Source organism: Rhodanobacter koreensis (assembly GCF_054782855.1).
On record NZ_BAAGRR010000001.1, the window covers coordinates 952843 to 966660 of the forward strand.

The 13818-nt window shown below is 62.2% G+C and carries 15 protein-coding genes; 6 read left to right on the forward strand and 9 right to left on the reverse strand.

All coding sequences use genetic code 11. From position 1 onward, the window contains the following. The first annotated feature begins 2 nt into the window (after window positions 1-2). Window positions 3-560 carry a gamma-glutamylcyclotransferase family protein gene (locus ACYVKM_RS04045; protein ID WP_460875966.1) on the forward strand — a complete coding sequence of 186 codons (558 nt, stop codon included), beginning with the start codon at window positions 3-5 and terminating at the stop codon, window positions 558-560. Between the two features lie 523 nt (window positions 561-1083). On the opposite strand, the gene ACYVKM_RS04050 is transcribed toward ACYVKM_RS04045, so the two are convergent. After that, a complete protein-coding gene (locus ACYVKM_RS04050; RefSeq protein WP_460875968.1) occupies window positions 1084-1728 on the reverse strand; it encodes a DUF998 domain-containing protein in 645 nt (214 codons plus the stop codon). A gap of 154 nt (window positions 1729-1882) precedes the next feature. Between ACYVKM_RS04050 and ACYVKM_RS04055 the strand changes: the two genes are divergently transcribed. Beyond that, a complete protein-coding gene (locus ACYVKM_RS04055) occupies window positions 1883-2788 on the forward strand; it encodes a LysR family transcriptional regulator (protein WP_460875970.1) in 906 nt (301 codons plus the stop codon). A gap of 117 nt (window positions 2789-2905) precedes the next feature. Here ACYVKM_RS04055 and ACYVKM_RS04060 read toward each other — a convergent pair whose 3' ends face one another. Next, window positions 2906-3550 carry a CGNR zinc finger domain-containing protein gene (locus ACYVKM_RS04060; protein ID WP_460875972.1) on the reverse strand — a complete coding sequence of 215 codons (645 nt, stop codon included), beginning with the start codon at window positions 3548-3550 and terminating at the stop codon, window positions 2906-2908. Between the two features lie 65 nt (window positions 3551-3615). On the opposite strand from ACYVKM_RS04060, the gene ACYVKM_RS04065 reads away from it, so the two are divergent. Next, window positions 3616-4614 (forward strand): arginase family protein, encoded by a 999-nt coding sequence (locus tag ACYVKM_RS04065; RefSeq protein ID WP_460875974.1) that lies wholly within the window; start codon window positions 3616-3618, stop codon window positions 4612-4614. Window positions 4615-4654: 40 nt separating this feature from the next. Beyond that, window positions 4655-5230, forward strand: coding sequence for a hypothetical protein (locus tag ACYVKM_RS04070; RefSeq protein WP_460875976.1), 576 nt, complete (start codon window positions 4655-4657; stop codon window positions 5228-5230). 354 nt (window positions 5231-5584) lie between these two features. On the opposite strand, the gene ACYVKM_RS04075 is transcribed toward ACYVKM_RS04070, so the two are convergent. The 7 genes from ACYVKM_RS04075 to ACYVKM_RS04105 all read right to left on the reverse strand — a co-directional run bounded on the left by ACYVKM_RS04075 (window position 5585) and on the right by ACYVKM_RS04105 (window position 12200). Further along, window positions 5585-6976: a sugar porter family MFS transporter gene (locus ACYVKM_RS04075; protein WP_460875978.1), complete on the reverse strand. Its 1392-nt coding sequence runs from the start codon at window positions 6974-6976 to the stop codon at window positions 5585-5587. Window positions 6977-7049: 73 nt separating this feature from the next. Then, the gene (locus ACYVKM_RS04080; RefSeq protein ID WP_460875979.1) at window positions 7050-7988 is read right to left on the reverse strand and encodes an SMP-30/gluconolactonase/LRE family protein; all 939 of its coding nucleotides are present in this window, start codon (window positions 7986-7988) and stop codon (window positions 7050-7052) included. Further along, window positions 7985-8761 carry an SDR family NAD(P)-dependent oxidoreductase gene (locus ACYVKM_RS04085; protein ID WP_460875980.1) on the reverse strand — a complete coding sequence of 259 codons (777 nt, stop codon included), beginning with the start codon at window positions 8759-8761 and terminating at the stop codon, window positions 7985-7987. The genes ACYVKM_RS04080 and ACYVKM_RS04085 overlap by 4 nt, the downstream gene beginning before the upstream one ends. A 5-nt stretch (window positions 8762-8766) precedes the next feature. Then, complete coding sequence (dgoD, locus tag ACYVKM_RS04090) at window positions 8767-9915, reverse strand: galactonate dehydratase (protein WP_460875982.1); 1149 nt, start codon at window positions 9913-9915, stop codon at window positions 8767-8769. Further along, the gene (locus ACYVKM_RS04095; RefSeq protein ID WP_460875984.1) at window positions 9912-10550 is read right to left on the reverse strand and encodes a 2-dehydro-3-deoxy-6-phosphogalactonate aldolase; all 639 of its coding nucleotides are present in this window, start codon (window positions 10548-10550) and stop codon (window positions 9912-9914) included. Before ACYVKM_RS04095 ends, dgoD begins: the two co-directional genes overlap by 4 nt. Before the next feature lie 4 nt (window positions 10551-10554). Beyond that, the gene (locus tag ACYVKM_RS04100) at window positions 10555-11478 is read right to left on the reverse strand and encodes a 2-dehydro-3-deoxygalactonokinase (RefSeq protein WP_460875986.1); all 924 of its coding nucleotides are present in this window, start codon (window positions 11476-11478) and stop codon (window positions 10555-10557) included. Further along, entirely contained in the window at window positions 11475-12200 is a 726-nt protein-coding gene (locus ACYVKM_RS04105; protein WP_460875987.1) for a FadR/GntR family transcriptional regulator, read from the reverse strand. The genes ACYVKM_RS04100 and ACYVKM_RS04105 overlap by 4 nt, the downstream gene beginning before the upstream one ends. A gap of 157 nt (window positions 12201-12357) precedes the next feature. Here ACYVKM_RS04105 and ACYVKM_RS04110 point away from each other — a divergent pair, with 157 nt between their 5' ends. Beyond that, entirely contained in the window at window positions 12358-12645 is a 288-nt protein-coding gene (locus ACYVKM_RS04110; protein ID WP_460875988.1) for a hypothetical protein, read from the forward strand. Then, window positions 12645-13778, forward strand: a complete 1134-nt coding sequence (locus tag ACYVKM_RS04115; RefSeq protein WP_460875989.1) for an aldose epimerase family protein — start codon at window positions 12645-12647, stop codon at window positions 13776-13778. The genes ACYVKM_RS04110 and ACYVKM_RS04115 overlap by 1 nt, the downstream gene beginning before the upstream one ends. The last annotated feature ends 40 nt before the right edge of the window (window positions 13779-13818 follow it).

The following is a 13818-nucleotide window of genomic DNA, read 5'->3' on the forward strand; positions in this document are numbered from 1 at the left end:
TTGTGCTCAAACAGTACTACCTCGCGTATGGATCTAATCTCCACCCTTATCGCCTTGAGGCGCGAACTCCGTCGGCGAAGGCTGTTGCCTTGATCAAGTTGGCCGGTCAGCGGCTAACGTTCCACAAGCAAAGCAAGGACGGCTCCGGCAAGTGCAACCTGATTGAGGACAAAGTGTCTGTCGCCTATGGCGTCCTCTATGAGATTGATTCTTCAGAAATGCCCGCGTTGCATGCTTCGGAAGGCCCCGGGTACATCCAGCAGCAGGTCAAGGTTGTTCTCGACGGACAGGTCCGCATGGCGATCGTTTACATCGCCGCGCCAGGCAGCATTGGGCACGACCTTTTGCCTTATGACTGGTATCGAGACCTTGTCGTGCTTGGCGCCGATTTTTACAGCTTTCCAGTCGACTACTTGGCAGAGCTTCGGGGAATATCTTCGCTAATTGACCCGGATAACCATCGCGCGCAAAGCAATCAGGGGCTTATCAGCCGCATGCAACAGCACCCAGCGTTGATCCGGGCGATATGTTGGGTACCTCACCCTGCGGATGTGCCGTGAGCTAGGCAAAACGGCTTAACGTCAACGGAGCAAGTTGGCTGCGGCCACGATCAACCTTAGCGACTGACCGAACGAACTGCTTGGATGACAAACTCGGCCGGTGTAGTCAGCTGGCTGCGCCACCTGGATAATCAGGTGGCCAAACTATGGTTTATCTGATCGGCCAATGTATGGTTAACCGCGCATCTGTTCGTTAAAGCATAAAGTGTCCGCCTGGAGCACGGGCATGCCATTGCAAACGGCGCCAACGCTCGATTCTGGCTGTTGTCCGTGCCCGTCGTCGACGCTCTCGCAAGGCGGCTCCCGCATTTGCTCTCTACTCTGCGGCCGGCCAGTGCCTCGGTCTTGTGAGACGAGCTCTCGGCTACTACCGCAACTTCAATTGGCTATCCTGTGTGCACCGGATCGAATGCATCACACGACCGATCGACGATGACCAGCCCGTCGGCCAGCATGATCAGCTGCAGATCCACGTCGATCGGCGGAAACCGACCCACTGCAGACGTTGGAATTCAAACGCGCGTTATTCGGTTACCGGCAATGTCGCACGCAGCTGCGCATCGTCGATGGCGCGATTGGTCATCAGCATGATGCTGGTGCCGACAAGCCACGCAGACCACGTCAAGAACAACGCGCGTTGGACGAGACCATACTCCGGTTTCTCAACCTGCCAGAGCCAGCTGTGGAAATCGATCGCGCTCAGGTTCGCCACAATCGCGCACCACATCAAGATGCCCATCCACCACGAAAACGTCACGACACGACGCACGCTCTGCTCGCGTCGCCACGTCAAGGCAAGCACCCAGGGCGCCTGATAGCCGACGAATTCGGACAAGCCAAAGACGTTGTGGAGTGGGTGGGGGAAGGCAAAGATCCCCACGCCTACAGACGAGATCGCCATGAATCCCGTCAGGTATGCGGCCGCCGTTGACCGACCAAGCTTGATCGAGGCATCCCTTAGGCCCCACGAAAAAACCAGCAGGCAGGCCGCCAGGACGCAAAGCATGGCTGCGAAGGGGATCCGGGCCGGTGAACTCATTTCTCCGATCAGGCTGACCGTCTCCCTGACGGAGTTGTAGCCGGGCACCATGAAGGGCAGCAACAAAAAGCCAGCCCAAAGCACAATGCTTGCGATGATGCCGAAGGACAGTCGCGAGCGAAGTATCATCCGTCGTCTCCTGCTGCTGTATAGCGAGTGATGTTGTATCGGCCAACCTTCTTTCGTTTCAGGAAGCGGTTGGCGCCCATCGAACTGCGCAAGTCTGATGCGGTGCAAGCTATTTGAGAATCACAGATTGGAAACATCTGCTATACATATATGCATGGCTTCCGATGAGCCCGACTGGAATCTGTACCGCTCGTTTCTTGCGGTAGCCAACGCTGGCAGCCTGTCCGCTGCAGCGCAGGTGTTGGACATGACCCAGCCCAGCCTGGGTCGGCATGTGCGGCAACTCGAAGTCAAGCTGGGCGTGGTGTTGTTCACGCGCTCGCCACGAGGATTGGCGCTGACCGAAGCAGGGGTCGAGGTTGCGGGACACGCACGCAGCATGGAGGCGGCGGCTGCCGCGTTGCGTCGCGCTGCTGCCGGAAGCCAGGGCGAAATGCGCGGCGTGGTGCGCATTTCCTGCAGCGAGGTGATCGGCGGCGAAGCGATGCCGGCGATCCTCACCCAGCTGCGTCGGCGGCAGCCCGGCATCGTGATCGAACTTTCGCTGTCCGACACCACCGACGACCTGCTGCGCAAGGACGCCGATATCGGAGTGCGCAGGCTGCGGCCGAGCCAAGCCGCACTGGTGGCGCGATGCTTGGGGAATTTCGGGGTGGGGCTGTACGCGCATCGGCGATATCTGAAGGAACATGGCACGCCGCACACGCTGGCCGAGCTGCAACAGCACACGCTCATCGGCTTCGATCACGAAATACCTGCCCTGCGCGAAATGCGCGGCAGTGCGCGGGGTGGCGCCGTGTACGCCCGCGACAAGTTTGCGTTGCGCACCGACAGTGGCTTGGTCCGACTGGCTGCGATACGCGCAGGTTACGGCATCGGCGTGTATCAACACGCACTCGCACGGCGCGAGCGGCTGGTTCGGGTGCTGCCAGATGCATGCGCGCTGGACATGGAAACATGGCTGGTGATGCACGAAGACCTGCGTGCCGACCACCGCGTGCGGCTGGTGTACGACTATCTATCCGAGGCGCTGGCAGCTTTCGCGACCGACAACTCGTAAGCAATCCAGCGTTTCCCCGAAACCCAACGGCTGGCCAAGCTGAAAGGTGATCGCCTGCCCGCTTTCCTTGCTTCCCGGATCCCAAGATTCCGCAGTCTGGGTACGGATGATTTTCGGCTACTTTGCTTTTCTCCCGGTAGCACGCGCGTAAAAGCGGCGCGATTTTGCCGCATTGCCGCACACCGCCATGTCGCACCATCGCCGGCGCCCGGCCTTCGATCGATCCAGAAACAGCCACGAACAGTTGTTGCCCGCGCAGATGCGCAGACGATCGCGCGATTCCGGCAGGACGTTCTCGACAAAGCGATATGCGATCAATGCGGGAATAAGATCGAGATCAACGGCGCTGGAGCGTAGTTCCAGCCGCACGTCGTGCTTTCCATAGTTCAACTCGTGAGCGGCAACACCTTTTTGCCAGTACTGGTTCAGCAGGGCCATCGCGATTTCAGGAGGCGCGTCGCCGGAGATCATGCCTGTGAAAATTGCAAATAACGCTTCACGCAAACGCTTCGCGCGCTGCAACGCCTTGCTTGCCGCGTCGGGACTGGTCTGCGCCACTTTTCCAAGGACGCCCAGCTCGGTTTCCGGCAACAGTTCCGCTCGGCTCGCCCATTCGAGCAGCCGCGGATAGCCGTCCAGCCAATCGCGCGGAGTCTGGTCCCGGCCCGTGACGGTATTGATGAAATCCAGCGCGACCTCGCCCCCCACGAAATCCTTGGATGCGAAGTCGTGGGCCTCTATAACCATTAAAAGTTCCTTCATGGGTTGACAACCTCTACAACCAGTGTAATGCTTTTTACAGGTTTAAGCCGCGGGTCACATAAGCCATGAAAATAACGCGCCGCTGGTTCCTGCAGGCAACCGGAACAGCGTTGATGGCGATGTTGCCTGCACCTGAGCTGCTTGCACGGGAAAAGTCGCTCAGCATCATTCTTGCACCGAGCAACCTGGGGCTGCGCCCCCCGCGGGCCGCCCATCAACCGGGTACTTGGCGCGCCCCGCAAACCTTGATGGCGGCGGGCTTGGCGGCGGCCGTGGGTGCAAGCGAAGTTTTGCCGCTTGAGCGGCCCACGTACGCGTTCGAAGCACAACCCGGCACCCGCGTCCGCAACGGCCGATCGATTCGCACGTTCTCGCTGCAATTGGCGAACGCCGTTCAAGGCGTGCTGGAGAGAGGTCGATTTCCCGTGGTTGTAGGGGGTGACTGCAGCATTCTGTTGGGTTGCATGTACGGGCTGCGTCTCTCGGGCGGTCGCGGATTGGTACACGTGGATGGACACAGCGATTTCTATCAGTTGGGCGATGCGGAGACGACTCTCGGTACGGCCGCCGGCATGGACCTCGCGCTGACGAGTGGGCGCGGTGATGCGCTGCTGACAAGTTGGCCGAAGGTGGGCACACCGCTGGCGCGCGATGAAGACATCATCCAGATCGGCGAACGAAATTCTCCGAATGATCGCCATCGGATCCCCGGCACCGGAATCGCGCAGATCACGGCGCAGCATGCGCTCTCTGAAGGGATTGAGGCGGTCGCGCTCGGTGCGATCGAAAAGCTGAAAGCCTCGGGCATCGAACGCGCTTGGCTGCACGTTGATCTCGACGTGCTGGATCAGAACGTGATGGGGGCGGTGGATTCGCCTGGCAGCCCCGGATTGAATTTCGAACAGCTCACCGACCTTGTTCACGCATTGTGCGCTTCAGGGCAGATCGCGGGAGCCGATTTTGCGATCTATGACCCGGAGCGGGACTCCGGCTTGCATTCTGCACATTCGATTGTTCGATGCATCGCGCATGGCGTTCGCGCATTACATACGTCGCGCACGTGATCACGCTAATGAATCATTCTCACGCTTCAGGAGTACCGTGATGCGAACGCTGATCTCCGTTCTGCTGGTTTCCATGCTGTCGAGTCCAAATCTCGCGGTGGCTTCGGCGGCACCCACGTTTGTCGGCGCAAATGCCGCGAAGTCCGAACAGACATATACGCGCCCCGACAAGAAGTTGCTGGATCACATGATCGGCAATTGGGATGTCGACTACGCCATCTACGACGAGCACGGCAACGTCAAGCACTACCTCGGTACCGCAAGCTATCGATGGATTCTCGACGGCGCCGCGATACAGGAAATCTGGACATCGGACTATCACGGTCGCAAAGCGCAACCTTACGGCATGACCGTCGAGTTTTACGATGCCAAGCGCAAACATTGGACCGCGATCTGGATCTTTCCCGAAAAGGGAATGAACTACTCCATCAGCGGCGGCGAAGTGGATGGCCGCATCGTGCTTACCGGCAACGATCAGCAAGGCGTTTTGCAGCGTTGGTCGACCGGAGATTTTCGTCCCGGTTCGTTCACCGGACGCTTTGAGGTTTCAAAAGACGGTGGCCATACGTGGCGCCTGGTGGGGGTGAATCGCATGCAACGTCAGGAGACCCACTGAGCTGCTCCACACGCATGCGAATATCTCCTTCGTCTGATGCACTGCCCGTTTGCGTCGTGCGCGTTGCACGTTGCACGTTGCCGGGCTTGACCGTCATTTCCGTTCTGATTCAGATCTATCGCGCTCGCGAGCTGTTCCTTTCGGCTCCCCGTAATCAGTGCCACACCGCCATGGTCGGCGCCTGCCGTATGGCGTCGACACGAAACCTGCACACGCCCTCATCGGATGAGATGGCAGGCGCGTCATGGTGAAGCTGGAGATCGTCGACAGCGGACACCCGTAGGGGTTGTGCAGCGCCGGTGCCCGCAACCAGCACCACCCAATCGCTACCTGCCGTCATGGTCATGCCCCTGCCTACTGCCCGATCTCGCGCAACGGTTTGCCGGCCATCAGGTTGCGTTCGATCTGTTCCAGGGTGATGCCCTTGGTTTCCGGGATCAGCGCAAAGGTGATCAGCAGGAACAGCAGGTTGAGCGCGGCGTACAACCAGAACGTGGCGGCGTTGCCGATGCCATTGAGCAGGGTCAGGAAGGTGGCGCCGACGATCATGTTGGCCACCCAGTTGGTGAAGGTCGAACAGCCGATGCCGAAGTCGCGCCCCTTCAGCGGCTGCACTTCCGAACACAGCGTCCAGATCAGCGGGCCGGCCGACATGGCGAAACCGATGATGAAGGTCAGCAGCATCGCCACCGTGAAGATCTGCTCGCTGTGCGTGGCAATGCCCAGGTGCATCATCGTGCCGACCACGCCCAGACCGAGCGCCATCACGATGAAGCCGGTGTACAGGATCGGCTTGCGCCCCCAGCGATCGACCAGACCGATCGCGATGAAGGTGGCCAGCACATTGGTCAGGCCGACGATCGCGGTGAACCACATCTGCGCCGTGGTGGCATAGCCCATGTCCTGGAAAATACGCGGTGCGTAGTACATCACCACGTTCATGCCGGTGAACTGCTGCATCATCTGCAGCAGCACGCCAAGCCCGACCGATCGCCGGAAATTGGGGTTCTCCAGGAACAGGTGCCAACCCTTCTGTGGCGTACGCAACTGCTCCTCGATGTCAGCCACCTCGCGGGCAACCTGATCCGTGTCGCCACGCAGCCGTTGCAGCACGTCCGTCGCTTCACCCTTGCGGCCGCGCATCATCAGCCAGCGCGGACTGTCCGGCAGCACGAACAGGCCAAGCAGGAACAGGATGCCGGGCACCGCGATGATGCCGAGCATCCAGCGCCAGTTGCCGCTGTAGCTGAATACGGTGTCGGACAGGAATGCCACCAGGATGCCGATGGTAATCATCAGCTGGTACAGCGAGATCATGGCGCCGCGGATGTATTCGGGCGCGACCTCGGCCAGATACAGCGGCGCGGTGAACGTGGCCACGCCGATCGCCAGGCCGAGGATCAGCCGCGCAGCGATCAGCGTGTCCGGCGACCAGGCCGCACCACTCAGCAGCGAACCGAGCACGAACAGCACGCCGCCCAGGATCAGCGAGCGCTTGCGGCCCAGTGCGGCAGACATCCAGCCCGCCCCCAGGGCGCCGACGGCCGCGCCGAGCATCATCGAGCTGACGATCCACTCGATCATGTGGTCGGAGATCTGGAACTCTTTCTGGATGAATTGCGTGGCACCGGATATCACGCCGATGTCCAGGCCGAACATCAATCCGGCCAGTGCAGCCAGCACGCAGGTGAACAAGGCCGCGGAGCTATGCCGCACGGCGATGGATTTTTCAGCGATGGCGCTCATGAATGCTCCCCGTATCCAGAATGCGATCCGCCACGACCGGCGGCAATGATGGGCAAGATGTAGACGACGACACTCAATGCAACTGCCTCGTCGCGGTGACTGCCGATGGTGCCGGCGTACCGGAAAAACGTGATTCCTCGATACCGCGCATTTCCACCGCGACGGCAAACAAGGCACCGGCCAACGGCTCGGTGCGCAGATGATCGGCAGACAGGCCATCGCGGGCGCTGGTGATATAGAGCGTGTCGAGTGCAACGCCGCCCAGGGCCACCCGGGTTGGCTGCCGCGTGGGCAGCTGCACGACCATGTCCTCGCTGCCATCCGCGCGATAACGCACCACGCGCGACATCCCCCATTGCGCATTCCACAACGCGCCATCGGCATCCACGGTCGAACCGTCGGGCTCGCCCTCGATGCCGGCCAGGTCGACGAAGATTCGCGAGGGGCCAACACGGCCGTCGGCGTGATAGTCGCAGCACAGGATGCGTCGTGCAGGCGAGTCGCAGTAATACATGGTCGTGCCATCGGGACTGAAGGCGAGGCTATTGCTGATCGCCACCGGAGCCAGTGGCAGGCGCTCAAGCGTGAGGTCGGCATTCAGGCGATGGAAGCCTCCGATGCAGCGCTTCGATTCACCGGCGGGTTGTTCGTGCAAGGTGCCGAACACGAAGCGGCCCTGCCGATCGCAGACACCATCATTGAGGCGCGTCGGCAAGCCGGCCTCCACTTCGACAATCGGCTGCAGCCGGCCGCTGTCCGGATGGAAAAACGCCAGTTGCGTGGCGAGTCCGAGCAACAGCCAGCCGTCCGTCTCGCACAATGCCAGCGAGGCCAGCCGCTCAGGCAGGGCCCATTGCCGTGCAGCACCGTCACGAGGCGTGTAGCGCCAAAGCATGGCCGCATGGATATCCGTCCAGTACAACGCCTGTTCGCGCGGACACCACAGCACGCCTTCGCCCAGCTGGTTGCACGCGTCGACGACCGGTCGTGCATGCAGGACCGTGCCGTTCACACCCAGCCACCATCGACGATGAAGTCCTGGCCGGTGCACATGCGGCTGTCGTCGGCAGCGAGAAACAAGGCCGCACGCGCCAGATCCTCGGCCATCAGGTAACCGGGCAGGCATTGCACGCGAGCGATCTCGGCCTCGCCCTCGGCATCCAGCCACAGCCGCCGCTGCTTGTCGGTGATCACCCAGCCGGGCACCAGGCAATTGATGCGGATACGGTGCTGACCCAGCTCGCGCACCAGCCCGTTGACCAGGCCGTGGATGGCAGCCTTGGCCATCGCATACATCGGATAGCCGCCGTTCTTCTTCATCCAGCCGGTGGAGCCGAGACAGATGATCGAGCCGCCGCCCAGCGCCTTCATGTCCTCGGCAACCGCCTGGGTGGCGAAATACTGATGGCGCAGATTCACTGCCATGTTGCGTTCGAAATCGGCCGGCGTGGTGGCCGCGAAATCGTGCCGTGCGTCATTGGCGGCGTTGTTGATCAGCACGGCGATCGGGCCGATCGCGGTGCGTGCCTGAGCGATCGCCTGGCCAAGTGCGTCCAGATCGGTCAGGTCGCAGGCTATGAACAGCGGCCGGTGCGCCACCTTGCCGAGATCATCGAGCAGCGACTGTGCCGATGCCGTATCCACATCGAGGAACACCACCCGGGCACCCTGCCGCGCGAAGTGCTCGACGAAGCCGGCGCCGATGCCGCTGGCGCCCCCGGTGATCAGCACCGTGCGATCGACCAGGCTGGGATAGCTGGCATAAGCCGCGTTCTGTGAAAGCATCGGACTCACCACTCTGCCACGCTGCCGTCGGCATGCCGCCAGATCGGATTGCGCCAGCGGTGGCCGAGGGCGGCGCGCTCGGTGACGTATTCCTGATTGACGGTGATGCCAAGGCCCGGACCATTCGGGATCGTGACGAAGCCCTCCTCATACGCAAACACGTTGCGGTCGCTGACGTAGTCGAGCAGATCGTTCGCCGCGTTGTAGTGGATGCCCAGGCTCTGCTCCTGGATGAACGCGTTGTGGCAGACCGCGTCCAGCTGCAGGTTCGCGGCCAGCGCGATCGGGCCCAGCGGACAATGCAGGGCAAGCGCCACGTCGTACGCCTCGGCCATCGCCGCGATCTTGCGCGTCTCGGTGATGCCACCGGCATGCGAAGGATCGGGCTGGATGATGTCGACCCCGCCGACCTGAAGCATGCGCTTGAAGTCATAGCGTGAGTACAGCCGCTCGCCCAGCGCGAGCGGTGCCGGTGCGATCGCGGCCAGCTCGGGTAGGCATTCGAGGTGGTCGGACAGCACCGGCTCCTCGATGAACATCAGCTTGAACGGTGTCAGCTCGCGCATCAGTACCTTGGCCATCGGCTTGTGCACGCGGCCGTGGAAGTCGAGGCCGATCCCGACATGTGGTCCGACCGCATCGCGGATCGCCTGCACGTTGGCCAATACCTGTTCGACCTTGTCATAGGTATCGACGTACTGCATTTCCTCGGTGGCATTCATCTTGACTGCGGTGAAGCCGCGCGCCACCGCGTCGCGCGCAGCCTGGGCGGTATCCGCCGGACGATCGCCGCCGATCCACGAGTAGACACGGATGCGGTCGCGCACCGGGCCGCCCAGCAATGCATGCACGGGCACGTTGAGATCCTTGCCCTTGATGTCCCACAGCGCCTGGTCGATCCCGGCGATCGCGCTCATCAGGATCGGGCCACCGCGATAGAAGCCGCCGCGATACATCACGTTCCAGTGGTCCTCGATGTGGCGTGGGTCCTTGCCGATCAGATAGTCGGACAGCTCGTCGACGGCGGCGGCTACCGTATGCGCGCGGCCCTCGACCACCGGCTCGCCCCAGCCGCTGATGCCGGCATCGGTGTCGATGCGCAGGAAACACCAGCGCGGCGGCACGATAAAGGTGGTCAATCCGGTGATCTTCATGCAACAGGTCCTTTCGAAACGTGGTGGCGCTGCCAGGCTTCGGCGAAAGCATGCGCGCGCGTGGCGACGTCGCCGGCCGGCCGGCCGGGTGCGTAAAGCGATGAGCCGATCCCGAAACCGGCGGCACCGGCAGCCAACCACGGCAGCATGGTATCGGGTGCGATACCGCCCACCGGCAGCACGGCAGTGTCCGCCGGCAGCACGGCGCGCCAAGCCTTGAGTGCGGCGGGACTGAACTGCTCGGCAGGGAAGAGCTTCAGTGCATCGGCACCCGCGGCAAGTGCGGCGAACGCCTCGGTAGGCGTAGCTACGCCGGGCACACAGTAGAGACCGGCCTGCTTGGCGGCACGGATCACCACGGCATCCGCATGCGGCATCACGATCAGGCGTCCCCCGGCATCGGCGACATCCTTCACGTGTGCTGGATCGAGCACGGTGCCTGCACCAATCAGGTACTGGTCGCCAAGGGCATCGACCATGCGACGGATACTGTCGAACGGCCTGGGCGAATTGAGCGGCACTTCCAGCATGCGAAAGCCCGCATCGGCAAGTACGCTTCCGATGTCGACGGCCTCGTCGGGATGCAGGCCACGAAGGATCGCGACCAGGGGGAGCGGTTCAAGCCAGGACTTCATGAATTCATGCCGTTGCGTGGGTGGTAACCAGGCCGGACTCGACCGCGATGAGCCAGAGGCCGCGCGCGGTGGTGGCATCGGGTGCCTTGGCCAGATGCAGGCCAAAGGCGCCGGCGGCGTTGATGTAGCGGGCGCACAGCGCCGCGTCGCCCACCATCAGCACGGGTTCGCGCGCGTCGATCCAGCCGGCGGCAAGTGCCATGCGCAATTCGTCGCCGATCAGCAGGCCGGACAGATAATCCGCCACGGAAGCAGATGCCAGGGTGCCGTCAAGCATCAAGGTGCGCGCCGAGAACACACGCGAAAGCACACCTGCGGCACCGCTGTCGCGCGCCGTGGCGACGCCGCGGCGGAAGGCCTCGTCATCGTCAGTCGCCCGTGGAGGCGAAGCGCCGAGGATCGAATGCTGGCTCAACAGGCCATACAGCTCGCCCGTCATCACGGTCGCAAAACCGGTGACTGCGCCGTCACGCACGTTTACCCACTTGCTGTGTGTACCCGGCAGCAACAACTGGCCACGATGCGACGCCTCGGGAAACTGCGCCAGCACGCCGGCGACCTGGGTTTCTTCACCGCGCATGACGTCGGGCCGGCTGGGATCACGCAGTCCAGGCACCAGGTGCACCGTGCGTCCATCCGGCGCGGCGAGCGGCGTCAGTGCCGTGGCGAGACGCTCGATGCGAACCGGCGTATCCAGATAAGGCACTTCCAGCCAGCCGTTGCGGCTGCCCACCATGCCGCAAGCCAACACGGGTACCTGTGGCCATCCGCTCAAGGCTTGCGTGAATGCCTCGACGAAACCGCCCGCGGGAAGCTGACGTATGCCGCAGGACAGTGCGCGCACGTCTTCAACCAGGCCGCGCTCGTCGAAGCGGTAGGCACGCAGATGCGTGCTTCCCCAATCCAGCCCGATCAGCTGCGTGGTCACGCAATCGCCTTCCTGCGGGCACGGCTGCGGCTGCGCTGCAGGTTGGCCTGCGAGTCGACGATCATGGCGTGCATGGCCTTGCGCGCCACTTCAGGCTGCTTGCGCCGGATGGCTTCGAGCACCTTCTGGTGGTGCGGCAGCGAATACTTGAAGTTGCTCGCATTGCGCGCGGACAGTGCGAAGAATGCACCCAGCGCAGTCTCCACTACCGAGAACAACGACTGCAGCAGTTCGTTGCAGGTGGCGTGAAGCACGGCGTCGTGGAAGAGAAGATCTGCCTCGGTCCATTCCTCCAGCGTCTGCGCCGCGTCCATCGCCTTGTAGGCCTCGTCGATGGCGGCGAGGTGCACACTGGTACGTCGCCGCGCCGCCGTGGCGGCGGCGGCCGGCTCGATGATCTCGCGCATCTCCACCAGCTTGTCGACAAAATCGTCGGTGGGCATCGAAGCGCAACGCCAGGCGAGCACGTCGGCGTCGAGCTGGTTCCAGGAACGCTCCTCCAGCACGCGCGCGCCCACACCGGTGCGCGACTCGATCAGGCCCTTCGCAGAAAGCACCTTGAGCGCCTCGCGCAAGGCGGTGCGGCTGACATGCAGGCTTTCGGCAAGGGTTTCCTCACGTGGCAGGATTTCGCCAGGCTTCACCTTGCCGCTGACGATGCGTTGCCCAAGTTCGTGCATGACATGCCCGTACAGGCTGCGAACTGCGATCGGCTTCCTCATGAAATCCTCTGGCCCCGGTCCTAGCGATGATCGATCCATTCTGGCGAGCCTACAGAAGGCTCGACCGAATTGTCATACAAATCGACTATAAGCACTTTGCCGGCATCCTGCCAAGATGTTTTTTTGCGGCCTTTCGAGTTCAGCACGGACGCGGGACATGAGTGACAAACGTGCCGGGGCAGCGAATCGCCCGAAACGCGTCATGATGCGTTGCGGAAAGTTGCGCGCAATGCAGGATTGCGCGATGCCAGGCGACGAGCTTTGCATCGCGCGTCATGACGCCAACCGCGACTCGCCCATGATGTACATCACCTGCAGTGGCGCATCGCACAAAGATTTTTTTGATGCCAAAGAACACTTGCACGATAATCATACAATGTGGTTGCATGCCTCATCCCGTGATACGGCAAAGGGGACACAAGGGACATGCAGCGTGCAGGATTGATGGGTTCGATACTTGGTCTGGCGGCACTGTCACTGGCGGTGCATGCCACGACGGAGACGAAGCGCGAAACGTTCGGCAGCATGCCCGACGGCACGCGCGTGGACGCCGTGGTGCTAAGCAATGGGCACGGCATGTCGGCGCGCGTCATAGCACTCGGCGCAGGTTTGCAATCACTGACGGTACCCGACCGCAACGGCAAGGTTGCGAATGTCGTGCTCGGCTACCCGTCGCTGGACGGCTATCTGAAAAAGCCGCAGTACTTCGGCGCAACGGTGGGGCGCTATGCCAACCGCATTGCGAAAGGTCACTTCACGCTCGATGGTCACGGCTACAACGTGCCGATCAACGACGGACCCAATACATTGCACGGTGGCACCCGCGGTTTCGACAAGGTGCTGTGGACCATCGGCGAGGTGAAGCACGACGCCGGCAAGGCGAGCGTGGCGCTTACCTATGTGAGCCCGGATGGCGACATGGGTTATCCAGGCAAGCTCACCGTCACGGCCGTCTATACGCTCGACAGCAACAATTGCCTATCGATCGATTACCGCGCCACCACCGACAAGCCGACCATCGTCAACCTGAGCAACCACGCGTACTGGAATCTTTCCGGTGAAGGTTCGGGCAGCGTGATGGATGAGCGCCTCACCATTCTGGGGGATGCGTATCTCCCGGTGGACACTACCTCGATCCCCACCGGCGAGATCCGCAAGGTGGAAGGCACACCGTTCGACTTCAGGCAGGGCAAGCCGATCGGGCGCGACATCCGCATGCACGACGAACAGTTGCTCAACGGACACGGCTACGACCACAACTGGGTAATCAGCCGCTCGGCGGCCAGTGCGCCACGCATCGTCGCGCGCGTGGAAGATCCGGCATCCGGACGCGTGCTCACGCTCAAGTCGGCGCAACCGGGCCTGCAGTTCTACTCGGGCAATTTCCTCGACGGCACGACGGTCGGCACGGGCGGCCATGTGTACCGTCAGGGCGATGCCTTCGTGCTCGAACCACAGCTTTACCCGGACACGCCGAACCAGCCGTCCTTCGGTTCGGCACGACTGGAGCCTGGCCATGTTTATCGCAATCTGATCGTTTACGAATTCACCACCGAGTCGGCGCACAGCACGCACTGACACAGCATTTTCCGTTGCATGGGCGCCTTTCGAAGAGCGT